The sequence below is a fragment of the Tissierella sp. genome, from assembly GCF_032104385.1.
GTDB lineage: Bacteria > Bacillota > Clostridia > Tissierellales > Tissierellaceae > Tissierella.
In genome coordinates, this window is sequence record NZ_DAMCHJ010000010.1 from 1564 (window position 1) to 28512 (window position 26949).

Annotated in this window: 29 protein-coding genes and 1 riboswitch; of the genes, 7 read left to right on the forward strand and 22 right to left on the reverse strand. The window is 29.6% G+C overall.

Annotation, left to right across the window (positions count from 1 at the left end; all coding sequences use genetic code 11):
• Window positions 1–124: 124 nt before the first annotated feature.
• From RT714_RS10555 to RT714_RS10625, 15 genes are all read right to left on the reverse strand, one after another.
• Window positions 125–442, reverse strand: a complete 318-nt coding sequence (locus tag RT714_RS10555) for a thioredoxin TrxA (RefSeq protein WP_094900464.1) — start codon at window positions 440–442, stop codon at window positions 125–127.
• Between the two features lie 52 nt (window positions 443–494).
• Entirely contained in the window at window positions 495–1433 is a 939-nt protein-coding gene (trxB, locus tag RT714_RS10560) for a thioredoxin-disulfide reductase (protein ID WP_313757534.1), read from the reverse strand.
• A 347-nt stretch (window positions 1434–1780) separates the two neighbouring features.
• A riboswitch (glycine riboswitch) is annotated at window positions 1781–1885 on the reverse strand.
• A gap of 95 nt (window positions 1886–1980) precedes the next feature.
• On the reverse strand, window positions 1981–3603 hold the full coding sequence (locus RT714_RS10565) for a Na/Pi cotransporter family protein (protein WP_313757535.1): 1623 nt from the start codon (window positions 3601–3603) through the stop codon (window positions 1981–1983).
• 91 nt (window positions 3604–3694) lie between these two features.
• Window positions 3695–4162 carry a tRNA (uridine(34)/cytosine(34)/5-carboxymethylaminomethyluridine(34)-2'-O)-methyltransferase TrmL gene (gene trmL / locus RT714_RS10570; protein WP_313757536.1) on the reverse strand — a complete coding sequence of 156 codons (468 nt, stop codon included), beginning with the start codon at window positions 4160–4162 and terminating at the stop codon, window positions 3695–3697.
• Between the two features lie 17 nt (window positions 4163–4179).
• Window positions 4180–4992, reverse strand: coding sequence for a Cof-type HAD-IIB family hydrolase (locus RT714_RS10575; RefSeq protein ID WP_313757537.1), 813 nt, complete (start codon window positions 4990–4992; stop codon window positions 4180–4182).
• Between the two features lie 158 nt (window positions 4993–5150).
• Window positions 5151–6392 (reverse strand): alpha/beta fold hydrolase, encoded by a 1242-nt coding sequence (locus RT714_RS10580; RefSeq protein ID WP_313757538.1) that lies wholly within the window; start codon window positions 6390–6392, stop codon window positions 5151–5153.
• A 39-nt stretch (window positions 6393–6431) separates the two neighbouring features.
• Window positions 6432–6926: a methylated-DNA--[protein]-cysteine S-methyltransferase gene (locus tag RT714_RS10585; protein WP_313757539.1), complete on the reverse strand. Its 495-nt coding sequence runs from the start codon at window positions 6924–6926 to the stop codon at window positions 6432–6434.
• A gap of 2 nt (window positions 6927–6928) precedes the next feature.
• Window positions 6929–7600 carry a DUF2225 domain-containing protein gene (locus RT714_RS10590; RefSeq protein WP_313757540.1) on the reverse strand — a complete coding sequence of 224 codons (672 nt, stop codon included), beginning with the start codon at window positions 7598–7600 and terminating at the stop codon, window positions 6929–6931.
• Between the two features lie 50 nt (window positions 7601–7650).
• Window positions 7651–8946, reverse strand: a complete 1296-nt coding sequence (locus RT714_RS10595; protein ID WP_313757541.1) for a VanW family protein — start codon at window positions 8944–8946, stop codon at window positions 7651–7653.
• 33 nt (window positions 8947–8979) lie between these two features.
• The gene (locus RT714_RS10600) at window positions 8980–10944 is read right to left on the reverse strand and encodes a cell division FtsA domain-containing protein (protein WP_313757542.1); all 1965 of its coding nucleotides are present in this window, start codon (window positions 10942–10944) and stop codon (window positions 8980–8982) included.
• Between the two features lie 15 nt (window positions 10945–10959).
• Entirely contained in the window at window positions 10960–11610 is a 651-nt protein-coding gene (nth, locus tag RT714_RS10605; protein ID WP_313757543.1) for an endonuclease III, read from the reverse strand.
• An 8-nt stretch (window positions 11611–11618) separates the two neighbouring features.
• The gene (locus tag RT714_RS10610) at window positions 11619–11900 is read right to left on the reverse strand and encodes a DUF503 domain-containing protein (protein ID WP_313757544.1); all 282 of its coding nucleotides are present in this window, start codon (window positions 11898–11900) and stop codon (window positions 11619–11621) included.
• An 83-nt stretch (window positions 11901–11983) separates the two neighbouring features.
• Window positions 11984–13174: a glycine C-acetyltransferase gene (locus RT714_RS10615; RefSeq protein ID WP_313757545.1), complete on the reverse strand. Its 1191-nt coding sequence runs from the start codon at window positions 13172–13174 to the stop codon at window positions 11984–11986.
• A gap of 57 nt (window positions 13175–13231) precedes the next feature.
• Window positions 13232–14266 carry a tRNA epoxyqueuosine(34) reductase QueG gene (queG, locus tag RT714_RS10620; protein WP_313757546.1) on the reverse strand — a complete coding sequence of 345 codons (1035 nt, stop codon included), beginning with the start codon at window positions 14264–14266 and terminating at the stop codon, window positions 13232–13234.
• Window positions 14263–15093 (reverse strand): deoxyribonuclease IV, encoded by an 831-nt coding sequence (locus RT714_RS10625; protein ID WP_313757547.1) that lies wholly within the window; start codon window positions 15091–15093, stop codon window positions 14263–14265. Before RT714_RS10625 ends, queG begins: the two co-directional genes overlap by 4 nt.
• Window positions 15094–15242: 149 nt before the next feature.
• Here RT714_RS10625 and rodA point away from each other — a divergent pair, with 149 nt between their 5' ends.
• The 4 genes from rodA to RT714_RS10645 all read left to right on the forward strand — a co-directional run bounded on the left by rodA (window position 15243) and on the right by RT714_RS10645 (window position 18420).
• The gene (gene rodA, locus RT714_RS10630) at window positions 15243–16349 is read left to right on the forward strand and encodes a rod shape-determining protein RodA (RefSeq protein WP_313757548.1); all 1107 of its coding nucleotides are present in this window, start codon (window positions 15243–15245) and stop codon (window positions 16347–16349) included.
• 104 nt (window positions 16350–16453) lie between these two features.
• On the forward strand, window positions 16454–16771 hold the full coding sequence (locus RT714_RS10635) for a PadR family transcriptional regulator (protein ID WP_313757549.1): 318 nt from the start codon (window positions 16454–16456) through the stop codon (window positions 16769–16771).
• On the forward strand, window positions 16768–17337 hold the full coding sequence (locus tag RT714_RS10640; RefSeq protein WP_313757550.1) for an HAAS signaling domain-containing protein: 570 nt from the start codon (window positions 16768–16770) through the stop codon (window positions 17335–17337). The genes RT714_RS10635 and RT714_RS10640 overlap by 4 nt, the downstream gene beginning before the upstream one ends.
• Window positions 17338–17349: 12 nt before the next feature.
• Window positions 17350–18420: a DUF4097 family beta strand repeat-containing protein gene (locus RT714_RS10645; protein ID WP_313757551.1), complete on the forward strand. Its 1071-nt coding sequence runs from the start codon at window positions 17350–17352 to the stop codon at window positions 18418–18420.
• 61 nt (window positions 18421–18481) lie between these two features.
• Here RT714_RS10645 and abc-f read toward each other — a convergent pair whose 3' ends face one another.
• From abc-f to RT714_RS10660, 3 genes are all read right to left on the reverse strand, one after another.
• A complete protein-coding gene (abc-f, locus tag RT714_RS10650) occupies window positions 18482–20119 on the reverse strand; it encodes a ribosomal protection-like ABC-F family protein (RefSeq protein WP_313757552.1) in 1638 nt (545 codons plus the stop codon).
• Between the two features lie 476 nt (window positions 20120–20595).
• On the reverse strand, window positions 20596–21420 hold the full coding sequence (nudC, locus tag RT714_RS10655) for an NAD(+) diphosphatase (RefSeq protein ID WP_313757553.1): 825 nt from the start codon (window positions 21418–21420) through the stop codon (window positions 20596–20598).
• A gap of 13 nt (window positions 21421–21433) precedes the next feature.
• A complete protein-coding gene (locus RT714_RS10660) occupies window positions 21434–22000 on the reverse strand; it encodes a thymidine kinase (protein WP_313757554.1) in 567 nt (188 codons plus the stop codon).
• Window positions 22001–22143: 143 nt separating this feature from the next.
• Here RT714_RS10660 and RT714_RS10665 point away from each other — a divergent pair, with 143 nt between their 5' ends.
• Together RT714_RS10665 and RT714_RS10670 are read left to right on the forward strand one after the other, a co-directional pair.
• Complete coding sequence (locus RT714_RS10665; RefSeq protein ID WP_313757555.1) at window positions 22144–22923, forward strand: ABC transporter ATP-binding protein; 780 nt, start codon at window positions 22144–22146, stop codon at window positions 22921–22923.
• On the forward strand, window positions 22916–23713 hold the full coding sequence (locus RT714_RS10670) for an ABC transporter permease (RefSeq protein ID WP_313757556.1): 798 nt from the start codon (window positions 22916–22918) through the stop codon (window positions 23711–23713). The genes RT714_RS10665 and RT714_RS10670 overlap by 8 nt, the downstream gene beginning before the upstream one ends.
• 92 nt (window positions 23714–23805) lie before the next feature.
• On the opposite strand, the gene RT714_RS10675 is transcribed toward RT714_RS10670, so the two are convergent.
• From RT714_RS10675 to RT714_RS10685, 3 genes are all read right to left on the reverse strand, one after another.
• Entirely contained in the window at window positions 23806–24417 is a 612-nt protein-coding gene (locus RT714_RS10675; RefSeq protein WP_313757678.1) for a peptidylprolyl isomerase, read from the reverse strand.
• A gap of 176 nt (window positions 24418–24593) precedes the next feature.
• On the reverse strand, window positions 24594–25289 hold the full coding sequence (locus RT714_RS10680) for an MgtC/SapB family protein (RefSeq protein ID WP_313757557.1): 696 nt from the start codon (window positions 25287–25289) through the stop codon (window positions 24594–24596).
• Window positions 25290–25361: 72 nt separating this feature from the next.
• Window positions 25362–25871: a nitroreductase family protein gene (locus tag RT714_RS10685; RefSeq protein WP_313757558.1), complete on the reverse strand. Its 510-nt coding sequence runs from the start codon at window positions 25869–25871 to the stop codon at window positions 25362–25364.
• A gap of 86 nt (window positions 25872–25957) precedes the next feature.
• On the opposite strand from RT714_RS10685, the gene RT714_RS10690 reads away from it, so the two are divergent.
• On the forward strand, window positions 25958–26332 hold the full coding sequence (locus RT714_RS10690) for a DUF1667 domain-containing protein (RefSeq protein ID WP_313757559.1): 375 nt from the start codon (window positions 25958–25960) through the stop codon (window positions 26330–26332).
• A 35-nt stretch (window positions 26333–26367) separates the two neighbouring features.
• Here the strand turns inward: RT714_RS10690 and RT714_RS10695 are convergent.
• Window positions 26368–26949: MATE family efflux transporter (locus tag RT714_RS10695; protein ID WP_313757560.1), on the reverse strand; the 582-nt coding region annotated here is incomplete at its 5' end.

Genomic DNA, 26949 nt, shown 5'->3' on the forward strand with positions numbered 1-26949 from the left:
AGACGCATAAAATTCACCTCCTCTTATTTTAGCAAGTATCTATATCTCAATTCTGGGCACAAGGCCCAGAATTAAAACCTTGATATTTGTACTCTTCGAATAAATCTCGAAGTTATTCAATTCATTAAATATATTTTTTAATTAATTCTTCTACTGATTCTTTTGTAGCTTCATCAGCTACTACTGCATCTATTCTTTCTCCACCTTTATAAATAGCGATTACAGGTAATCCCATAACCTTTTGTCCAATAGCAAGTCTTCTTGCCTTTGTAATATCTAATGATGTAAATTTAATTTTGTCACCATATTGTTCTTCATAAGCGTGAACATGTGGCATAAGAGCTTTACAAGGTTCACATGTTGGTCCCCAGTAATCTACTAATACATATCCTTCTGCTTGTAATACTTCTGCTTCAAAATTATCCTTATTAAGTTCTAACATTTATTATACCTCCTAATTTTATTTTTAAGCATTATTAATTTGACATTAATTATTAGTCTTCAAAGTTTTCATTTATATATTTTTCAGCTTGAACTGCTGCTATAGCTCCATCAGCAGTAGCTGTAACTACTTGTCTAAGTGATTTAACTCTGTTATCTCCTGCTGCAAATACTCCAGCTACATTAGTCTTCATATCATCATCAGTTTTTATATACCCATTTTCCATATTAATTATTCCATCAAATAATTTTGTAGCTGGATTATATCCTACAAATACAAATACTCCAAATGTACCATCATCTTCATCTGCGAATATTTCTTTTTCTTCTCCAGTTTTAACATTTTTAACTATCATTGATTCAAGTATGCCATCACCTTTTACTTCAGTGATAACTGTATCCCACATAAAATTCATCTTTTCGTTTTTAAACGCTTTTTCTTGAATTGATTTAGCTGCTCTTAATTCATCTCTTCTATGAACAATAGTTACTTTTCTAGCGAATTTTGTTAAGTACATAGCTTCTTCAACGGCTGAATCTCCTCCGCCTACTACAAATACTTCTAAGTCTTCGAAGAAAGCAGCATCACAAGTAGCACAGTATGAAACTCCTCTACCAGTTAACTCTTTTTCTCCTGGACATCCTATTGGTCTTGGAATTGCACCAGTTGCTATGATAACTGTTTTTGCTTGATATTCTTCTTTAACACCTTTTAAAACTTTTATTTTACCTTCTAATTCTACTGATTTGATTTCATCAATTATTCTCTTTGCACCAAATTCATTAACTTGCTCTACCATTCGCTCTATTAAAGATGGTCCACTAGCATTTTGTATAGAGCCTGGATAATTAGCAACTTCATCAGTAGTCTTTATTTGTCCACCTTCGCCCTCTTTTTCAATAATTAAAGTACTAAGTCTTGCTCTTGATGCATATAGTCCTGCTGCTAAACCTGCTGGACCTGCTCCTATGATTATTACATCATAAATCATTTGTCTTCCTCCCTTAGAAAATATTTTTATGTAGTTCTCTAATAAAATTTTTTAATAACTTTATTGATAATATTCATTTTAAAATATTATTCATCTTTAATTGAAGAACTATTATAGTTTGTATCAATTACATCAATTTAATTATAATCTTATTGATTTTAAAAAATCAATATAAAGTTTAATTAATTTTCATATTTGTCCTTTATTGTTAAGTCTTTATAACACCTGTTACTATTATAATAAAAAAACAGAATAAATAGGTCATTAGCCCTACTTACTCTGTTCATTGACCTGAGAGATTCTCCAAACTTGGGTTGCTCCTTCGGTGCTTTCGCTTTCCAGAGTTCTGTCATAACACGGTCCTTTTGCCTGAGAGTTTCATTGTGGATTGGCTGCCCAGCAACTTTTTCCTTCGGCGCCATATAAAATATGGTCTCTCCCGCATTAATCATCCAGATAATGCAATTATTTGATAGTTTTTTCACATTTCACTAATATTATAATATATAAAATATAATTATACAACCCCTTTTTATATTAATCTTTTTTATATATTTTTAGGCTTTGTTTTATAATTATCTAATACATATAATGCTATGTTAGAACAGTGGTCTGATACTCTTTCTAAATTAGATATAGCATCTAAAAATATTATTCCAGGTCCTGTTGAGCATAATCCTTTATTTAATCTATCTATATGATTAGTTCTATTTTTAGATTCTAATTCATCTACTTCATCTTCTATAGCTAAAACTTCCTTAGCTAAAGCTTCGCCATTAGTCTTAAATGCTTCCATTGCTTTTTGAAATCCTAGTTGGCATTTACCAAAAATCTCATTTAATTCTTCTATAGCATCTTCTGTAAATTGAAGATTTCCTTCCATTCTCTCTTCAGCAAGTTCAACTATATTCTCTGCATGGTCTCCAACTCTCTCTATATCATTTACATTGTTAAAAAACACATTAACCTGTTTATGTTCTTCATCTGATAATGGTGCGTTTGAAAGTCTCACTAGATAATCAGTTATTTCTCTCTGCAACTTATTTATTTTTTGTTCCTGCTCCAAAGCTGGTTCTATTTCTTCATATTTGCCTTCTACAAAAGCCCTTTGAGCTTTACCTAGATTTTCTTCTACATAATTACCCATTCTTGCAATTTCTTTTCTAACCTGTCCTAATGCTATAGAAGGTGTTTCTATAATTCTAAAGTCAAGGAATTTTGCTTCGTGAATCTCTACTCTATCGTCTCCAGGAACTATAGCTTTTGCTGCCTTAACTAATAATCCTGCAAAAGGTAATTGTATAGCCACATTTAATAAATTAAATAATGTATGAGCATTAGCTATTTGCCTTTGAATATCATTTGGAGATATTTTCGTTACTAATTTTTGTATTGGTATTCTCAAAATTGTCATAAATATAATTGTGCCTATTAAGTTAAATAAAAAATGTATAATTGCTGCCCTTTTTGCTGTCCTATTTGCTCCAACTGATGAAATCATAGCTGTTGTAGTTGTACCAATATTATCTCCAAAAAGAATTGGAAAGGCAATATTTATATCTAGTAAACCCTGTCCTGCTAATGCTTGCAATAGACCTATAGATGCACTACTGCTTTGAACTATAGTAGTAAGCCCTAAACCCACTAACATACCTAAAACCGGATTGTTTAACCTAACCATTATATTCGTAAATGCTGGTAAATCTGCTAAGGGCTTTAAGCCATTTCCCATCATATCCATACCTATAAATAGTATACCAAATCCAATAAGTATTTCTGCTATATTTTTTGACTTTTTCTTAGAAGTTGTCATCCAAATGCCCACACCTATGGCTACTGCCAATGGTGCATAATCTGTTAGTTTAAATGCAATTAATTGAGCAGTTACAGTCGTACCAATATTTGCACCCATAATAACACCTGCGGCTTGATACAAAGACATAAGTCCAGCGTTAACAAATCCTATTACCATAACTGTAGTAGCAGAGCTACTTTGAATAACCATAGTTACTAAAGCACCAACAACAACACCCATCAATCTATTGTTGGTAAGTACTTCTATCAACTTCTTTAACTTTTCACCTGCTGCTTTTTGGAGTCCTGTTCCCATTATATTCATTCCATATAGAAACAATCCAAGTCCACCAAGTACTGGTAGTGCTATATCCATAACCAACCTCCTAGATAAATTTATTAACCTATTTATTCTTTTGTTTTTTTACCCATTTTCTTAATATATAATAATTTGTTTTATTTAATTATTATTCTATACTTGGAAAATTTAGCTGCCTCAAGGCTTCATATAATATTATATTAACTGAATTTGCTAAATTAAGGGATCTAGCTATATTGTTTCTCATTGGTATTCTAATACCTTTATCCATATTTCCTTCTAATATTTCCTTAGATAGTCCTTTTGTCTCTTTTCCAAATACGAAAAAAGATCCATCTTTATAATGATTATCTGTATATTTATTTTTTGTTTTAGTAGTAGCATAGTAAAATTCACCATTAGGGTATTTTTCTAACACTTCAAAAAAACTATCGTAATAATGTATTTCAACTAGATTCCAATAATCAAGCCCTGCCCTTTTAAGTGCCTTATCATCTACAGAAAATCCTAAAGGTCTGACTAAATGAAGTACCGTTCCTGTAAGAGCACAAGTTCTAGCAATATTTCCTGTATTTGAAGGTATTTCTGGTTCTACAAGTACTATATGTAATGACATAGTTCAGTCATCATCTCCTATTCTAATACAAATTTCTCTATTATTTTGGCCACACCATCTTCATCATTTGAGTCTGTAATATAATCTGCTTGTTTTTTTATAGATTCATCACCATTTCCCATGGCTACACCTAAACCAGCGAACTTAATCATAGATAAATCATTTTCGTTATCACCAATAGCAATTACTTCATCTGGGGCTATTTTAAGATTACTACATAATTCCCTTAATCCTTCACCCTTTGATACATTTAATCCCATAGCTTCTATATTATTAGCCCAAGAACTTGAAGTTTCTATATTATTTAATCCATTTAATTCATCTCTTAATTTTTGTAATTTGTTCTTATCATCATCAATAAATAAAAACTTATATACATTTAAGTCCTTCATGCTAGTTATTTCTTCTAAATTCTTAAATATCTTTATATCAATTCTATTATTATCATCCCCTTCACTATAAAATTTGAGAATTTCATCAACTCTAATATGGGAATAAAATCTATTTTCATCATAAAAATGATAATAAATATTTTTGCTTCTAGCAAGATTAACTATTTCTTTTACTAAATTATTATCTATAGGGTTTTTATAAATAATATTACCATTTTCATCTGCAATTATTGCTCCATTACATGCAATTATTGGATTTCTTAAATCCAAATCCCTAGAATAAGATAATGCCGATTTCAATACTCTCCCTGTGGATAAAACAATATAGGCACCTTTACCCTTTGCCTTTACTATTGTCTCTTTAGTTTTCTCTGATACCTGATTTTTACTATTTAAAAGTGTACCATCCATATCTATAGCAACTAATTTATATTTCATTTTTCTCACTCCTCAACTACTTAATATAACATAAAGAATATAAAATTAAAATAGAAAAACAGAGAATAATATCCTATATTTTAGTTTATGGTAAAATATCTTATACTATTAATAATAAACCTCCTATATATTATCTATAGAAAGGTTTATTTATCTATTTATTGAAGATTATATTTCAATGGGTTATCTTCAAATTCAACCCCCTTGTTATCTATAGTTATCACTAATACTTTTGATTTTTTTGTACCAATAGGTTCTATATCTAATTTAATCTTTAGGTTATTATCACCTGCAACCATTATTAAAAACCTATTATATGATAAGTTTATTGTTTGAACCTTATTATCACCAATACTTACATACTCCTCAGCTATTTCATCAACATTTAAAGTCTTAATATTTATTTTATTACAATTATCTGCTAAAACAACATATACTTTCTCTACTTTCTCCTCTTTAACTTCTCTGGTCAAAGTCTTACCTAAAATAGTTGCTAGATAATTCTTTGACTTATATAAAATACTTGTATGGTTTCCCTCTAATATTGTATTTCTTCCACTTAAATTTCCTAAAGTACTAGCTGTAGTTACAGTACCATCTCCATAACTTGTTTTAAATATTTTCTTTGGCTTACCATCTGCCCATTTGATTTTTTCTTTTTCTTTTAAATCTACTATAAATTCTTTATTAGTATAAATTCCTCTACCACTTATAATAAATAAGTCATTTTCATTTATAAAATTCTTTTCCAACCTGTTTAAAAACGAATTGTCTATCGACATACTTCTTATTGGAATTTCTTCCTTTATACCATTATTTTTCAAAAACAAATAATCTCCATATTCATAGCTAGGCAATAAATCCTTTGCAACAGGAAACATCTCTCTTAAAGCTTCTATATAGTTTATTCTTTCAAACAAATAGTAATAAAGTATCAATCCAAGCTTTAGTCCATTATAAATAATATTATCCTCTATTTTAGGATAAGGAAGTTTTCCTCCACTCCAAAAACAATATGCATCTACAGCTCCTAGATTTGGAGTCCCTATCATAATTATCTTATCAACAAAAGAAGGATTAAAATAGTTAACATAAGCTCTTCCTAGTAATCCCCCTAAACTATGACCAATGAGTATTACCTTTTTCATGCCTGTATTGACTTGTGCTTTTTCTACACAATAACACAAATATTTATCTACTGCTTCTAATACAGGAATTTTCCAATTATAATAGCAAATAAATAAATCCAAGCCTTCTGTATACCCCATATCATTTAATATCTCAATAAAAGGTCTATAAATTCTTTCTGCCAATCCAAAAGAAAAATCCCCTGTTCCCTTTATTATATCATCACCCATAGAACCAAAAAGTCCTGGTATAAAAACAATAGGATAATCCATGTCTATTCCCCTTTCTGTTTTTATATCAGGATATTCAAATTACTTATATATGTTATGCTTTTCTAATTCTAATAGTTTATCTTTTAGTTCAATCCCTCCTGCAAAGCCTACTAGCTTACCATTAGAACCTACTACTCTATGACAGGGTACAATTATTGCTATTGGATTCTTATTTAATGCACCGCCAACTGCCCTGGATCCTTTGGGACATCCTACTTTTTCAGCTAACTCTTTATATGTTCTAGTTTCTCCATAGGGTATATTTAGCAGCTCATTCCATACCTTTTCTTGAAAAGAAGTTCCCTTGAAGGAAAACGGCATAGTAAATTTCTCTAATTCACCTTCTAAATATCTAATTATTTCTTCATGATAATTGTAGTCCTTGCTCTCTACTTCAACAGGAGTACCATAATATCTTTCTATATATCCAAGGTTGTCCTCTTCTTTAAAGGAAAGAGCTATTATTCCTGTTTCTGTAAAATATATAGTTAGTTTACCTATAGATGAATCAAATGAGTAAAATTTAGGGTTCATATTTATAACTCCTTTGCTATTCTCCACTGTTCTCTAGCCATCTCATTTAATGATGGATTCATTCTCGTTGAAGAAAGATTTAAACAAGTATTAAACCAAGATAATGCTTCTTCTTTATCGTTTATTCTTCTTGATAGCTCTCCTATTAAGTAAGATAATTTGCCATCATCCATACTTGTGCCATTCAAGGATTCTGTATTATATGCTTCTCTAAATTGCTCTATTGCCAATTTCAAAAATCTAATCTCTCCTTCTTTATCTTCCTTTAAACGATATAACCATCCGATATTTAAACAAATATTCCCTTGTTCCAAACTTGTGGCCTTTAATAAAGTTGCTGTAATTAAGGATAATTTATAGGACTCTATAGACTCATCTAAATCCCTTACTCCACCGAGATTCCTTTTTTTCCATCTAGATGATATATTATCTATAATTATTCCAATTTGATCTTTTCTAATATCATTAAATTTATTTTCAGATGCAGCATATCCACAGTTGGGACATACAAATATACTATACTTTATTGGGTTTTCATTATTATAATAGTTTAAAAAATCCTTATCTCTTTTTAAAATTCTTAGCCTAGATGCTCTTATTTTTTTAGTTATAAATTTATTTGAACAAATAGGACATTCAACTTCTTTATCAAATAGTTCATTTGGTTCTGTCAACTTATTATGCCTACCTTTCTATATATGTTTTTATCTGTTACTTCACTAGTTTATTCATTAGGTCCAATTTTATATATATAATCTTTTTTTCTATAATGGTCTGAAGTAATCTTTGTTTTGGATATTGCTTTCCCATTTTTTATTATAGTTTTATAAGTATTGACCTTATAGCCTTTTCTTCCTTTTTGCATATCTAATCTAGTTCCTGGTGTCAATTTCTCATCATATACTTCTTCTGTTTTCGGTTCTATAGTTTCAATAATCTCTGGGTTTATCTTTACAGCATAATTTTTTACTCTCGTATCCCCATAAGTATATATAGGAAAATCAAAATCATTTCTAAATTTTAAATCCAAATACCCATATGACACCGCCGCATCTTGACCATAAGGAACATAGTTAGCAGGTATAGAATGAGAATGTCTTTCAAGTATAGTGAGGTCTGCAAGTAACAAAGAATTATACATAGTAGTGGAAGTCTGACAAACTCCTCCTCCTAATCCTGGTGTTAACTCTCCCCCTATAATTACATTAGCTTCTTTATATCCAGAATTTGCTGACCTAGGTCCTGTTGTATTGTTATATGAAAATTCCTCCCCAGGTAAAATCAGTTTATTACTAATTGCTCTAGCCGATAATCTAATATTTTCCACTCTTCCACTACCACTCCCTTTAAAAGAAGTAGAGAATTCACCTATAACTCCATTTATTCTAGATAAAAGTTGTTTTGTTAATCTCGGTTGTACATCTTCTACTGGAATTTCTATATCCTTTAATTCATAAATGTTTTTATCTATCTTTGCAATTAGCTCACTTACCACTACCTTTTTTCCTACAACCTCATCTGTTACAGTAATCTTTCCATTATTAAAATTCAGTACAGCATCTACTGCTTCTTTATTTATTTCTTGGGAAATATTGTTAACCATATCCTTTATCTTATCACTTTCATAAAAAGATTCCAATGGTATATCTACTCCAGATTTTATTTTAGATATATTTTTTAATCGTTTAATAAAACTTCCTTCCCTACCTAATTGAAAGGCATTATTAACAGCATCATCGTATTTATAAGAAAAGCCTAGTTCTCGCAAATTGATTCTGTAGATATTATCGTTATATTCTAGATTCATATTTTTTTTATCGATTTCTATTTCTTTTTTCCCTTTTATATATTCTAGGGCTTGTTCCTTTGTTTTATTTCCTACATTATAACTATCTATTCTTATACCTTTATAAATTGTATCTATACTTAAAATGTTTTTATAAATATATGCTCCAGCTCCTAAACCAATAGAAAAAACTATTATAACAACAAATAATAAAATTTTTTTACCTTTTCCCATCTAAATCCTCCAACCTAGAATATTAATATTTTACTATTCCCAATAGATTTTTATATTATCCCCGTCTTTTAATTCTTCTAGGTACTCTGCCTCTTTATCATTCACTCTCAAAACCAGTTTACCTTTTAATGAAGATAAATCAAAATCTATATAATCAAATATATCTACAAAAATAAATCTATCTTTTTTATAGTATATTTCCATATATTCATCATTTATTACTAATTTAATTAACTTTTTATTATCTATCTTATTGTTAGATGTCTTAATTTTACCTACTCTTACAATATTATCACCCTTTTTAAGTTGATAATTATTCTGTACCTTAATTTCATTGACTAAAAATTCATCTGTAGTTGAAAATTCTTTATATTGTACAATTAATTCTTCTAATGTTTTTATTTCTTCAACTTCTATATCTGCTTCTGGACTTAGAATAATGTTACTTTGTACTTCTTCACCGTTTATCCTAAAGAACTTTACCAAATTTACCTCTTCCCCTTGGAAATATACGATCTTATCCTTTGTAACCACATCATATAAATACGGGGTTATTACAGGCTCTACTATACTAGGTAATATCTCTATACTATCATTGTCATAAAGCTTTGTTTTAAAATTAGCTTGCTTTTTATTTACTAATATTTGTGGTTGAGTTCCATCTTTCCCTTTGATTATTCTCTTCTTTCCATTTAGATAATATACAAAATCATTAGATTTCTTTGGCAGCAAATCCTTTGGATTGTATCCTGTAAGTACTAGTGCATCTGATACAACTATATCCTCTGAATTAAATATACGAACCTCTTCACCACAAAAATTTACTTTAATAAAGTTCTTATACTTGTCTTGAGACCCTTCTATAGCAATTCCAATAGGTGTTATCATCTCTGGCCCATTGAAATCTTCTAACCCCTCTACATTTCCAATAATAGATACATCCCTTATGGCAACTCTTTCCTTTGGCAGTCCAAGTTTTTCAGCAATCATTTCTCTTAGCATTGGCATTTGACTACTACCACCAATTAAAAATACTGCATTTGGAGATTTACCATTGAATTCAAGGATTTTTTCTGATATTTCCCCTGCAATCTTTTCAATTATATCCTTAATTGTATTTACTATCTCAGCAGTAGTTACTCTATAAGATATCCCAATTACATCAATAAATTCATGTTCTTCCTTTTTACTAAGCTCTACCTTTAATTTCTCACTACTATTAAAATCAAGTAAATATGCTTTTGCTAGTCTTTCTGTTATCTCATCTCCTGCAGTTGAAGTCATAGCATAGGAAGTAATTTGTCCATCCTTTGTAATGGCAATATCAGATGTTCCTGCACCTATATCTACTAATGCTAAATTTAGCAATCTTAGCTCTTTTTTTATTGCTACGTTAATTGCTGCAATAGGTTCCAAAGTAATACTTCCTACTTCTAAGCCTGTCCTTGAAATTACAGAGTACAGACTTTCTATAACTATTTGAGGTAAAAATGTTGCTAAAATATCAACTCCTATTCTTTGCCCCTTATGTCCCTCTAATTTTTCTATTCTATCTTCATCTAAATAATAATCTGACACAGAATAACCTATACTATAATATTTAAGACTTTTATTTATCTCTATTTCATTTATTTCCTCTTGAGCTTTTTGTATTGCCTCTAATTCTAAGGCTTCAACATCAAACTTGGATATCTCTTTTTCATTATCAATGGATTTTTCTATTCTTATCTTATGGGTTTTTAAAGCTCGTCCAGCAGCAGCTATGGACACAACCTTTAGTTTTTCTCCTATCTTTTCTTCCAATTCTACTACTATTTCATTAACTAAATTTGCTACCCCTTCTATATCATGAATCTGTCCATCATACATATTTCTCTTTTTATGTTCCTTTATTGTAAAAGCAAGCACTTTAAATCTTTCATCCTTAGTATATTCTCCCACCATCCCTATTATAGTCCTAGTACCTATATCTAAAGAAAATATCAATTCATCTCTCACAATAACACCTTCTTCCTATTGTTTAACTTCTTTTTTATAGTAAAAGCAATAATCAGTTATTGGGCATATAGTACATAAAGGTTTTCTAGCTTTACAAATCCTTCTGCCATGAAAAATTAGCAAATGATGTGCCTTTGACCACATTTCTCTTTCTATGTTATCCATTAAGTCCTTCTCTGTATCTAGCACATTAGTACTATTAGCCAATCCTATTCTATTAGACACCCTAAAAACATGGGTGTCAACTGCAATGGCTGGAATATTAAAAGCATTAGATAAAACCACATTGGCTGTTTTTCTGCCTACCCCTGGTAAAGTAACTAACTCTTCCATAGTATTAGGAACTTGCCCACTATAATTTTCTATAAGTAACTTACATGTTTCTAAGATATTTTTACTCTTTGTCTTATAAAATCCGCAGGATCTAATTTTCACTCCTAATTCTTCCTCAGATAATTTTATATAGTCTTCGGGAGTTTTTAATTCTTCAAATAATACTGCTGTAGTCTTATTTACCTGAACATCTGTACATTGTGCTGAAAGTATAGTGGCGACTAACAATTCAAATGAATTTGTAAAATCCAACTCCGCCTTAGCATCTGGAAATCTTTCCTCAAGTCTTTCTAATACAATTTTTATTTCTTCTTTTGACAGCATCTTTTTCATTTTCTCACCTACAATATTTCTATTTTATTTTCTATTATTTCTACCCTACTATCTTCATCTATAAATTTTATCACATTTGATAATATTTGGTTAGCATGATTTATATCATTTGTCACACAAGCAAATCCAATCATAGTTCTTTGCCAGCTATCATTTAAGTCTACTTCTGCTATTGATACATTGAATCTTGATTGTATCCTTCCTATTATACTTTTTATAACATGCCTTTTTTCCTTTAAAGAATGGGTTTCATATATAATTAATGTTAATGAGCAGGTACCTATTATCAAATTTATCACCTCTATAAATTTATATTTTGCACATTATATCATATTTATGTAAAAGAAAAAGGGAGAATATCTCTCCCCTAAAATTATTTTAATATATTCATTTCTTTTCCTACCTTTTCAAATACAGCTACTGCCCTATCTAATTGTTCTCTAGTATGTTCTGCAGTTACCATACATCTAACTCTTCCTGTTCCTCTTGGAACTGTTGGGAATACTATGCCTGATACGAAAACTCCGTTTTCAAGTAATTTTCTGCTGAATTCCATTGTCTTAGCTTCATCTCCAATAATTACTGGAGTAATTGGAGTTTCACTATGTCCTGTATTAAATCCAAGACTTCCAATCTTTGACTTCCAATATTTTGCGTTATCCCAAAGTCTATCTGTATATTCTGTTGATTCCATTAGCATGGTTATTGCTTCAGTAACTGCACCAATTACTGCTGGTGGTAAAGATGTACTGAATAATACTGGTCTTGCTCTATGGCTTAGCCAATCGTACATAGCCTGTGAACCAGATACATATCCTCCCATTACTCCTATACCCTTAGAAAGACATCCCATTGAGAAATCTACTCTACCATGTAGTCCAAAATGGTCAATAGTACCTCTTCCGCTTTCACCTAATACTCCTGAACCATGGGAATCATCTACATAGGTCAAAGCTTCATATTTCTCTGCTAAACTAACTATTTCAGGAAGTTTTGCTATATCTCCATCCATACTGAAAACACCATCAGTAATTATTAAGATATTTTTATATTTATCCCTAGCATCTTTTAATACAGCCTCTAAACTATCCATATCAGAGTGCTTATAAACTCCTTTAGAAGCTTTAGATAATCTACAACCATCTATTATTGAAGCATGATTTAACTCATCAGATATTATTATATCCCCTGCCTCTGTAACTGCCTGTATAGTTCCAGCGTTACAGTTAAAAGCTGATTGATATAAGAATGCTGCCTCATCTTTTTTAAATTTAGCTAGAAGTGCTTCTAAGTTTTCATGAATATCCATATTTCCTATAATAGTTCTTACAGCACCTGTACCTGCTCCATATTTTTCAACGGCTTCAATAGCAGCTTTTTTTAATCTAGGATGATTTGCAAATCCAAGATAATTGTTTGAAGATAGGTTTATAACCTTTTTACCATTTAATATTACTTCTGCTTGGCTTGCAGTTTCTAATACAGGTAATTCCCTATAAACACCGTCATTTTTAAGTCCTTCAATTTTTTCTTTTAAAAACTTTAATTCATGAACATTAGACACAATATAACCTCCCTAATTTTTCTAATATGTAGCCTAAACATATTATAACATATATTTTTATTTAGTGGACACCATTGTTAAAAAAATATTTACTATAGCCCATTCTGTATATTCTCTTATCATAGGATTGGAATCCCTTAACATCGGTATAAGTATTTCTATATTTTCTTCTTTTTTCATATTTCCTAATGCAATTATTGCATTTCTTTTCAGTATATTTTTTCCTCTCCAGCTACCCGCCATTTCTCCATATTTTTTCTTAAATTCTTTATTTGATATATATAATAGCTCATTTAAATCCATATAACCCTTTGTTATTTTGGGTATAAATTCCTTATGATTAGCTTTCTTTATTCCTCTATTTTGGGGACAAACTAACTGACAGGTATCACAACCATATATTTTTATACCCATTTTCCCCCTAAGTTCAATTGGAATATTATCCTTTGTTTGTGTTAGATATGATATACATTTCTTAGGATTGAAACTATATTCTCCTTCTAAGGCACCAGTAGGACAGGCTCTCAAGCAAAGATCACAATCTCCACATTTGTTCGAAACTTCTTCACTAAATTCCAACTCCAAATCAGTCAATATATATCCTAAAAATATAAAGGAACCATATTCATCATTTATAATGGAACAATTCTTTCCATAGTAACCAATACCTGCTTTCCTTGCTAATTCCCTATCTATTAATGGTCCAGTATCTACAAAATATTTGTACTGAAAATCTACTTCTCTTTTTATTTCATTAATAAGTAACTCTATCTTTTCTTTTAATACCTTATGATAATCTATGCCCCAACTAGACTTTGATAATTTTCCCTTTAGTTGATAATTTGGCTTTTCATTATAATCTACATTATAAGAAACACCTACAACTATAATAGTTCTACAATTAGGCATGGTAATCTTAGGATCTATTCTTTTATTTAAATCCTTTTCCTCAAATTCAGTTTTTATATTATTTTTTTCTCTATATATTAAATAATCACTTAAATTATATAATGGTAAAGCATCTGTAAAACCACAAGTATCTATATTTAACTCTTTGGATTTGTCAATAATATATTGATTTAGTGGATTCATCTATATTCCTTTCTAAGCATTTCAATTTCTTTTTTGTACCCGTCTAATTCATTTGGCGTCTCTAGATTAAAAGGTAAATTTCTTAATAATGGGTGATTGATTATATTTATTATAGATTCTAACCCAATTGTTCCTTCTCCTATTATTTCATGTCTATCCTTATTTGAATTAAACTCCACCTTACTGTCATTTAGATGAACTGCTTTTAACCTCTCTAAACCAATTATCCTATCTATTTCTTCCAGTACTCCATCTAAATCATTAACTATATCGTAACCACTTGAATATAAATGACAGCTATCAATACATATCCCAAGATTTTTATTATTATCTACACCATCTATTATAGCTTTAAGTTCCTCCATACTTCTTCCTATTTCTGTCCCTTTACCTGACATGCCTTCTAGTAATACTATTGTATTATTATTTTCATCTATTGCTTCATTAAGAGCATTTACTATAAGTTCTATACCTTTTTCACTTCCTTGTCCTACATGAGAACCTGGATGAAATATATAGTAGGTATTTGGAATTAATTTTAGTCTTTCCAAGTCATCCTTTAATATCATACTTGCAAATTCCCTAGTTTCCTTCTTATTTGAAGCAAGGTTCATAGTATAAGCCCCATGGGCAAAAAGTGGTGCAAATTTATATTCTTCTATTATTTGTTTAAGTTTATTTATATCCTCCATATCAATTTCTTTTGCTTTACCACCCCTAGGATTTCTCGTAAAAAATTGAAATGTATTAGCGCCTATAGACATTGCATCTAGTGCCGCATTATATAATCCTTTTGAAATAGATAAATGACAACCAATATTTAACATTTTAATCATCCTTTCTTATATATCATAATACCATATTGTCATATATTTTTAACTATTTGAAAGTAACAAAATATGTTATAATTAAATTTAAAGTAAAAATAGAACTTTTATATTTTTATAAAATTCGCTTTATGAAAGGAAATAGGTTTATGTTTAATTTAAAGAAGAAATCCTATAAAAATTTTGACTATATATTGTTTTTAACAACACTTTTACTATGTGGATATGGCCTTATTATGATAATGAGTGCAACCTTGAGTAAAGGAACAATGTCCTATGTAAAAACTCAAGTCATAGCTACAATTTTAGGATTAATAGTTATTGCTATATTAGTACTATTAGATTACGAATTTTTAGGAAAAATATATATACCAATTTACGTAGTATGTAATCTTTTACTTATTGCAGTTCTTATCTTTGGTATTGGTGAAGATCAGTGGGGAGCAAGATCTTGGCTAAAACTTGGACCTATAATATTTCAACCAGCAGAATTTGTAAAAATTGGTTTGATTATATCTTTAGCTAAATTTATAGATAACCATAAAGAATATATAAATGAACCCTTTACACTATTAAAGATATTAGCATTTGCATTTACCCCAGTAATACTAATACTTCTACAACCAGATGCTGGTACTGCTATGGTATTTATCTTTTTCATAGCTGCAATGTTATTTATTGCTGGAGTAAGGTGGAGATACATTGGATATGCATTTTTAATTGGAATCCTTAGTCTTCCTGTACTATGGTTTAAACTTAGCTCATATCAAAAGGATCGTATTTTTAACTTCTTAGATCCTGAGAGAGATGCCGCCAATACTGGTTATCAAGCTAAATTTGGCAAGATTGCTATTGGCTCTGGAAAAGTTTTTGGTAGAGGTTTATTTGAAGGTGTGCTAACTGGATTTAACTATGTACCAGAAAAACAAACTGATTATATTTTTTCCGTAGTTGGTGAAGAATTAGGCTTTCTTGGTGGATTTGGACTCATATTTCTATATTTTATATTACTCAATAGATTTATTAAAATAGCTAAAAAGTCTAAAGATTTATTTGGTTCTCTAATGATAATAGGCTTTGCTGCAATGTTTCTTTTCCATATATGGGAAAACATAGGAATGACCATAGGACTTATGCCTATAACAGGTATTCCCCTTCCATTTATGAGTTATGGTGGTACATTCCAACTCTCCAATATGATTTGTATTGGAATAATTTTAAGTGTGAGTGTTCATAGAGAAGAATTAAGTTTTTAATCAACAGGAGAATATTCTCCTGTATTTTTTTATTCCAGTACCTTGTAATGAAAGATAGTATATGATATACTATAGCCACTATATAATAATAAGGAGAAAAGTTTATGAATATTCAATTTAAAAAGGGTGTCCTAGAACTTTGTGTTCTTTCCTTGCTAGATAGAAGAGATTTCTATGGCTATGAATTAGTTGAACATATCTCACAATATATAAATATTTCTGAGGGTACTATCTATCCATTACTTAGAAAGTTCAGAGCTGAAGGATATGTAACTACTTATTTGGAAGAATCTCAAGAAGGTCCTCCTAGAAAATACTATAAATTAACAACTCGTGGTGAGGAAGTTTATGAAGAATTAGAAATAGAATGGCAAAGTTTTATTGATGGAGTAAACAATATATTAAGAGGTGAGTTATCATGAGTAGAAAGGAATATTTAGATAGATTAAAAACATATTTACAAGGCTTACCTATTGATGAAATCCAAGATATTTTAACAGACTATGAGGAGCATTTTGATATAGGAATTTCCAAGGGTAAATCAGAAGAAGAAATATCTAGAGAATTAGGAGATCCTAAAGAAATAGCAAATAATTACAGAACAACTTATAAACCCAGCTATAATAGAATTAACTATAATACAAATTGTTGCAATGATAATACAAAAAGATTATTGATTACATTATTATTAATAGGATTCAATATAATGGTAGTATTAGCCCCTTTTATGACATTATTGGCCTTACTAATTGGCTCATATGGTATTTCCCTTAGTTTTATATTAGGTGGTATTGCGATACTATTTGGATTTCCAATTAGTATTTTCACACCAATACCATCACCACATATACTTACTTCTATATCATTTGGTATGGGGTTTCTTGCATTAGGTGCATTAGGAATAATACTGTCAATATATTTAACAAAAGAATTTTATAAGCTAGTGGTTAAATACATTCAATGGAATGTAGAAGTAATTAATAAATAGGAGAGTTGAAAAATGAATATAAGAAAATTTGTTCCAATTTTATTAGCTATTGCTCTAATTGCTTTTGGAGTGGGGTTTTTATCCCTAAGATATAACGATAATTATAAATTTACAGGTTCTAAATCTGGAAATTTATTAAATATTAAATCTAAAGATGGGATAGTAAAAATAGGTACAGATGGAATAGAAGTTAAAGATAAAGATGACCATGTATCTATAGGCTGGAATGGTATCAAAGTTACCGATGGTGAAGATGAAATAAGAATTGAATGGAATGGGATAAAAATAAATGAACAAGATAAAGTTAGTTATAGAATTGGTAATGACTGGAACTGGTTTGGCATAAATCCTAAAGATGTAAGATGGGAAACAATAAATGAAGAAAAATTTGCTGAAATAAACGGTATAGATAATATAAATATTTCTTCTTCATTTATTGATGTTAAAGTAATTCCAGAAGATAGAGATAATCTTCAGATTAATTATTATGGAAAGATGAAAACCAATGTTGTCCCAATTTTAGCAGTTGAAAAAATATCTAATAAGCTAAATATTAAACTTGAATTAAACTCCAATAATTATTCAGTAGTAGAGTCTGATGTTATATTAGAAGTATTCGTGCCTAAATCATTTAAAGGTGATTTTAGTACCTTAACTTCTTCTGGTGATATTTATATAAAAAATTTAGTTGGAAATAATATAAATATTTCTTCCAGCTCTGGTGATTTAGAATTAGAAAACTTAGAAGGAAAATCATTAAATTTATCTACTTCTTCTGGTGATATGGAATTAGATAGTTTTATAGGTGAAATAATTGCAGCTTCCAATTCTGGAGATATTTCTTTAAACAATAAAAAAGCAAGTGAAAATATGAAAATATCTACTAGTTCTGGTGATATCTCTATTAAACTTAGTAATGATGCCAGTTATAATATAAAAGGTTCAACTTCCTCAGGTGATTTTAATCCATCTAGAGATATGAATGTAAAAGAAAATGAAAAGGACAGATTTATAGCTACAATAGGTTCAGGGGAAAAATCCATTGATATCAGTACTTCATCTGGAGATATTGAATTTAAATAAAAATAAAAGATTCATATATAAAAAAATCTAAAACCTACTTCTGTAGGTCTTAGATTTTTCTTTATTTAATTTCCTTTAGTTCTCTTAATTCTTTTAATAATTTCTGATACTCTAAATCAAGTTCCTCCTTTTCTTCATCATTTGCAGAAATAGAAAGAAGCCCTATTACTTCACTTAATCTATTTTCTAATATAGACCTCTTATACAATAAATCTTGCTTATTAGAATCCTCAATCATATTCTTTTTATTATATTCATTAAAATTCCCTTGAAATGTACTTATCTTATTATTTTCAATACTCATTATGGTATTTGCTAATTTCTCAATCAATCTTCTATCATGAGATACAAATAATAATGTGCCATCATAATTTATTAAAGCTTCCTCTACTGCTTCAATTGAGTATATATCCAAGTAATTAGTTGGTTCATCTAATATTAATATATTAAAACCACTCAGCAATATTTTTGCCAAAGATACCTTTACTCTTTCTCCGCCACTTAGGACATTAACCTTTTTATATACATCATCCCTTCTAAAAAGAAATCTTGCTAAAATATCTCTTGCATTTTGCTCTAAGTCATTTAATTCAAGAAGGTTTTCTATTATGGTTTTATCTTCATCTAAAATATTTAGATTTTGACTAAAATATCCTATGTTGGCTTTCTTAGAAATATTGATATTAGGGACTTTTTCCATTATCATTTTTAACAATGTGGTTTTTCCGCTACCATTGCTGCCAATTAAAGCTACTTTAGATTTATTATATATTTGAAAATCAGAGTTTTTAAATAATATTCTCTTTCCAAAAGTCTTAGTAATCCCCTTGCCTTCAATAACTATTTTTGAAAAAATCTCGTCTCCTTTAATATCTACCTTTATCCTATCTATTTCTCTTATCTTATCCTTTACTTCTAATTTATCAATTCTTTTAGCTATTGTTTTTACTTTATTATCTAGCTTTTTCTTAGCATTTTGCCCACCCATTTTATGAAGCCTAGCCTCAGAATTTCCCATTCTTTTAGGTGTTCCTTTTATTTTATCTGATTTTTTTCTTGTATTAATCAATACCTTTTCCAATCTCTTTTTCTCTTTAATATATTTTTCATGTTCTCCTTCTTGAGTCTTTTTTTCTAACTCCCTTTGAGTTTTATAATCAGAATAATTTCCTTCATATATTCTAATTTTTCCATCTTCAATTTCTATTATCTTATTACACAGCTTATCTAGGAAATCCCTGTCATGAGAGGTAATAATTATGCATCCATCAAAATTAGATAATTTTTCTATTAAAAGATTGATTCCTTCAAAATCAAGATTTGAAGTTGGTTCATCTGCAAGAAGAAATTTTCGATTATCAGTCAAGAATTTAGCAATTTTCAGCCTAGTCAATTCTCCACCACTCATAAATTCCTTGTTCTTATTTCTCAATCCAAGCTTACTCATATATTCATTATCTATTTCTTTATTACCTATATCTTCTAGCTGCTTAATATAGAGCGGTTCCATAGATGTTTTTATTGTTCCTTCATCTAGATTGATTTCTTTTGCAATTAAGTTAAGTAATGTAGTTTTTCCACATCCATTTAATCCAACCAATCCTATTTTATCATCTGAATATACTTTTAAGTCCTCTACATCTAGTATAAGTCTATTTCCATAATACTTCTTCAAATTATTTATATCTAAAATTAACACAAAAAATCCCTCCTGTTAAATCTGAAGGGATCAATATCCTTTATTATTTCAAAAATAAATAAATCAACTAAAAGTATAGTCAATTCAAATAAATAACAAATAATTAATAATCCACTTCAGAACATTTTACAACAAAAACAAACCTAACTAATAGGTATCATTTTCTAAGTTCAAATTGTTCTTTAATTTAAGCGGATTATATTCTCATTTCTGCAATTTCCATCCTTTTATATTATTTTAATCAGCTAAATATTATCATAATTTAACTGCCTTTTCAAGGAAAACTATTAAATTAACTTTTATCTTATAAAATCTTTTGAATAATTAATTTTGTAAACTGTTAATTTGACCAATTCCTTGAATCAAAAATTTAAATCTTATTTATAAGAAATACATCTAATACTCAAACATTATTCTATCTTAATAAAAAAGAATTATACAACATCTCATACAAAATTTAAAAATAAACATCTATATTATTTGTTTAAAAACCATTCTATTAACTCTGTACTAATACTAATAGATTTTCTATACTTGCCTGGTATTTCTTCTTTTGTGAACCATTTTGCATCTACTATTTCATCATTATCCACTTTTATTTCTCCTTCAAGGTACTCCGCCGTAAATCCTATCATCATTGAATTTGGAAATGGCCACGGTTGTGAACCAAAGTATTTTATATTATGTATTTTTATTCCTGTCTCTTCAAATACTTCTCTCTTTACACAGTCCTCAAAGGTTTCTCCCATCTCTACAAATCCTGCAATTACACTATACATACCCTCTGGAAACATTTTATTATGTGCCAATAACAACTTATCTTCTTTTGTAATCGCTACTATTATTGCAGGAGCAGTCTTTGGCCATACCATATTATCACAGTCTGAACAAATCATAGCTCTATCGTTTCCACTAATCTTTACAATCATTTGAGAACCACAGATTCCACATTTTTGGTTATTTCTTACATAATCCAGCAAAAGTAACGCCTTGGCTGATACTAAAAAATCATCATGACTTATATTCTTTGAATATGTCCTTAAATCTATAAACTCATAATTCTCTCCCAAGCTTTCTTTAATTTCACCACAGTAACAGTTTACTCCCTTATAGGCACCTAAACATTGTAAGTGATTTATCTGTGGTTTAAACAATTCTAAATCTTTTCTATTAGGTATAATATACTCTGTGTTATTTACTTTTACCATAAGTTTATTTCCATTAAATAAATACATATAATCCGTATTAACTTCACCGTACAATGGTTCTTTTGATGGTTCAAATTTTATATATCTATCCATAACCCTATCCTTTCTAATTAGTTTCTTCTAAAAAACATTTTCTACAGAGTGGTTCATATTCATCTGTTGTCCCTATGACTATTCTCTCTTGAGCCTTAGTTTTTCTATGACTTACCCAAGCATCTGTTCCACATTTAGCACATACTGCATGATGTTTATATAAATAATCTGCAATAGGCATTAATTCCTTTACAATTTCAAAGGCTTGTCCAGTAAAGTCCATATCAAGTCCTGCCAATACAACAGTTATTCCCTTTTCTAAAAACTTATTTATAGCTCCTACTATATCTTGTATGTTTCCACCTAAAAACTGTACCTCATCTATAGCTATTACATCTGGATTGTATCCTTTACAATATTCACATATTTCAATTATATTATTCACCATTACTGCATTTAATGTGGTATTATCATGGGTTCTTATTTCTGATTTTGGATATCTAGTATCTACTGACGGCTTAAATGCAACTGTTTTATATCCTGCTATATTAAATCTCTTTACATCTTTTTCTAAGCTAGAAGTTTTTCCAGAAAACATAGAGCCAGTATGTATAATTAATTTACCTTTATACTGATGCAAAATAACTCCTCCTTTAAACTATTACTGAAATATTATACCATCTTTTAGTCCTTTCCACAAAATTAATATTTTTTTGTAATCTCACATATTTCTTTCATTTGGAATACAATAAAGTACTATATATTAATTTTGGGAGGGATACTATGGATGAAAACATTGTAGTTGAGATTAATAATATCGGAATGACTTATCACACATTAGAAGGAGAAACTGAAGCTATTAAAGATATAAATTTAAATATATTAGAAGGAGAAATTGTTGGAATAGTTGGTCCAAGCGGATGTGGAAAATCTACTTTACTCTCAATAATAGCAGGTCTTATTGAACCTACTAATGGGAATGTCCTAATTAATGGGGAAAAAGTAAATAAATCTAATAGAAATATTGGATATATGTTTCAAAAAGATCAGCTTTTAGAATGGAGGACTATATTAAAAAATGTAGTACTTGGGTTGGAAATTCAGGAGAAATTAAATCATAATAGTTATGATTTAGCAAAAAAAATGCTAGAAAATTATGGATTAGGTGAGTTTTTAAATAGTTATCCTAGTCAATTATCAGGAGGAATGAGACAGAGAGTAGCACTTATTAGAACTCTTTTATTAGAGCCTGATTTACTTCTTTTAGACGAACCTTTTTCTGCCTTAGATTATCAGACAAGACTTGCAATAGCTGATGAAATTGGAATTATATTAAAAAAAGAAAAAAAGACTGGATTATTAGTAACTCATGATATAGCTGAAGCTATTAGTTTATCAGATAGAATAGTTATTTTATCAAATAGACCTTCTACTATAAAGGAAGTAATCAATATAAGTTTAACTTGTCCAGAAGGATGTCGAACACCACTTAAATGCCGAGAAGCTCCTGAGTTCCGATATTATTTCAATAAAATATGGAAGGAGTTAGATGTCCATGTCTAAAAATATTTCTAAGGAACATGAAAACTACCTAATTAGTATAAAAAAGAAAAAAAGAACTATATTTATAACTCAAATAAGTATTTTAATCTTAGGTCTTTGCCTTTGGGAAATAGCTGCCCATTTTAAATGGATAGATACTTTTCTAACTAGCTATCCATCACAAATATGGAAGTTATTTTTAATTTATATGAAACAAGGAAACATTTTCCATCATGTTGGCATTTCAGTATTTGAAACTATAATGGGATTTCTATGCGGTACATTATTGGGTATAATTATTGCCATTGGACTTTGGTGGTCAGATTTTTGGGCCAAAGTATTAGATCCATATCTGGTCATACTAAATAGTCTCCCAAAAACAGCCTTAGCACCTATTATCATTATTTGGGTTGGAGCAGGTTATTCTGGAATAATTGTCACTGCTATTACCATTTCAATAGTAGTGACTATAATGAATATGTTTGCAAGCTTTATGGCTGTTGATGAAGATAAGATTAGACTACTAGCTACCTTTGGCGCTACTAAATTACAAATCCTTCAGAAATTAGTACTTCCTTCTTCGGTTCCAACTCTAATGAGTACTTTGAAAATTAATATTGGTTTATCTTGGGTTGGTGTAATTGTAGGAGAATTTTTAGTATCAAAAGCAGGTATTGGATATTTAATAGTCTATGGTGGTCAAGTATTTAAGCTGGATATTGTAATGATGAGTGTATTCATATTAGCCATTATATCCGCTTTAATGTATAAGATAATTGCTATTTTGGAAGATAAATTTGAAAGATGGTAGTTCAATGTAATCTAATTATAAATTGTAAATTAAAACAACTTCTTTTTTTAAGTAATTATACTGTCAAAAAGAAGTTGTTTTTATTATATCTATTATTTATATTCTACTTTTCTTATCTCTACTTTTTCCATAACAACTGGTTTAACTGGTTTATCATTTGCACCAACTTCTAAATTAGCAATTTTATCTACTACATCCATTCCTTGAAATACTTGACCAAATACTGTATGCCTATAATCCAGCCATGGAGTTCCACCTACTTCAGCATAAGCATTTATTACATCTTCTGAAAATCCTGCTTCATCTCCTGCTTGTTTCATCTGGCTTAAAAAATCTTCTTCTACAAACGGTCTTTGAACTATAAAAAATTGACTTCCATTAGTTCCTGCCCCTGCGTTTGCCATAGATAATGAACCCCTTAGATTATGATAATCTTTATTAAATTCATCTTCAAAAGGTTTTTCCCAAATACTTTTTCCACCCATACCAGTCCCATCTGGGTCTCCACCTTGGATCATAAAGTCTTTAATTACCCTATGGAATGTAACACCATCGTAATATCCATTTTTAGCATGAGTTTTAAAATTTTCTACTGCTTTTGGTGCTATATCTGGAAAAAGTCTTATCTTTATTTTTCCATGATTTGTAGTGATAACAACAATCTCTTCTCCTTCTTGTGGTTCTCTTAACTGCTCCAATGCCATATCATTTCCTCCTTCAGTTTTTTCAATTTTTTCTATTTTTATTGCTTCCTTTCTACAGCCACTTATAAATAAAATTAAAGATATAGCTAATAACAGTATTAAATTCTTAGTAAATCTTTTATTCATTTTTTCATCTCCTAGTATTTCAATAACTCTCAACTATATATCACAAATAGTTAAAAATCCATATAATTATTATTGGGAATAATGTTTCCTTCAAAACTAACATTAATAATACCATGAATTTGATAAATTTCCTTATACAGGCTACTTATATTGACATTATTTGGTGACTTAATTAAAAAACGAATTTCCATAATACCATTATCATCATGTTCACCACCATCAGTACCTAATATCTTTATATCTTTAATAGATATATAGTATTTCCCAAATAAAACTCCTATTTGACCAATAATCCCTGGTCTATTCGTAGCAACTATCTCAACTGCTTTATACTTCTTTGTCAATATCATCTTTTCAAATGGTCCTAAACTCATTAAAGTTGCAAGAACTATGGCAGTAGTAACTATAGCCCCTAGATAATATCCTGATCCCATTGCTAATCCAATACCAGCACAAACCCATAAGCTAGCAGCAGTAGTAAGTCCACTAATGTTATTTCCTGTTCTCATAATGGTTCCAGCACCAAGAAAACCTATTCCACTAACAACTTGTGCTGCTAATCTAGCAGGATCTGCTGATTGAAACCCATCAATAGAAACAAGCATAACCAAAGTAGAGCCTAGTGTAACTAATATATGAGTTCTAAGTCCTGCTGGTCTATTATTGATTTCTCTTTCTGTTCCTATAAGACCTCCAACTATGGCAGATAAAGCTAGTCTTTTTATTATCTCAATCTTAGACAACATAATAAAACCCCTTATAATAATCTAAACCACGTTGTACCTATACCTTATTATATACATCTCTTTATTTTTTATCTACCACTTATTATAATGAATTTTACTCTCTTCATATCTTTCAGATATATTTCTTTCTTCGTCCTTATTTCCTACTACTACCATACCTATTGGTATAATATTATTAGGTAATTCTAAAACTTCCTTCATGGACTCTACTAAATTACCTGAATCATATAATCCACACCACACTGCTCCTAATCCAATTCCATGAGCTGCTAAAAGGATGTTTTGTATAGCTGCTGAACAATCTTCTACTAAAAAACCTCTGTTTCCTTGCTTTTCTTCATCTCCACAAACAATTATTCCACATCCAGCATTAGGTAACATTTTTGCATACTTATGAAAATCTGATATCTTTTGAAGTAATTCTTTATCCTTAGCTACTATAAAATGCCAAGGCTGAGTGTTGTGAGCAGAAGGTGCTTGAAATCCTGCCCTAAGTAAAGTATCCAACTGTTCTTCTGTAATTACTTCTCCTGTAAACTTCCTTATACTTCTTCTAGTCATAATAGCTTGTAAAACTTCCATTAAATCATCTCCTCTTATTAAATATACAAAAACCTTCTCATAATATGTTATAATTATTATGTTAATTTACTATGGAGGTTTTATTTATGAATATAATTGAAAAAAAATGTAAGGTCTGCCCTGTAGGCTGCAATCTTAAAATAATTAAAAATGAGGCTACTAATTCTCAGTACTCAGTTGAAGGCAATAGATGTAATAGGGGTAAAGAATATGGTGTTAAAGAAATCTTAGAACCTTCAAGAGTTCTCACCTCTAGGGTATTACTTAAAAATGGTCCTATGAGCAGACTCCCAGTTAAAACTAATGGTGTTATACCTGAAACCCTAGTTGAAGAATGTATGGATATAATCAAAATAACAGAAGTATCTGCACCTATTGAAAAGGGCCATATTATAATAGAAAATATATTAGGTACTGGAATTAATGTAATTGCAGCAAGAAAAGTAAATAGTCTACAATAACTTCAGTTTTTGGTGCCAGGCACCAAAAACTGAAGTTATTTAGTATGTAATCCTTTTCTTAAAACATAGATAAATAAAGAAGTTAAAATTATTCCCTTAAATACAGTACTGATACTCATACTCCACCATACTCCTGTCATTCCTAATACTGTGCTTGATAATATTAATGCTCCTGGAATTCTTAATGCATTTAATACAACACCTGTTATTGCTGGAATTTGAGTTCTGCCAATTCCATTAAATGCTCCTGCAGACGCTATTTCAATGGTTATAAAGAACTGAGAAAATCCTAAAATTCTTAAATATACTATACCTTGAGATATAGCAGTAGCATCATTTGGTGTAAATATCCTAAAAATAGGTTCTCCAAAAAATATAAGTAAAACAGTGGCAAATATTCCTATAGTACCAACTATCTTGAGTCCAGCATAATATCCTTCTTTTACTCTATCATAGTTTTCTGCACCATAATTTTGTCCTACAAAAGCTGATATAGCTGTAGAAAAACCTTCTGCAGTCATCCAAGATATTGATTCTATTTGTGAGCCTACAGATTGCACCGCCACTGGAGTCGAACCCCATTTTGCTAGTATTTTTGTTAAAATCATAGATATAAA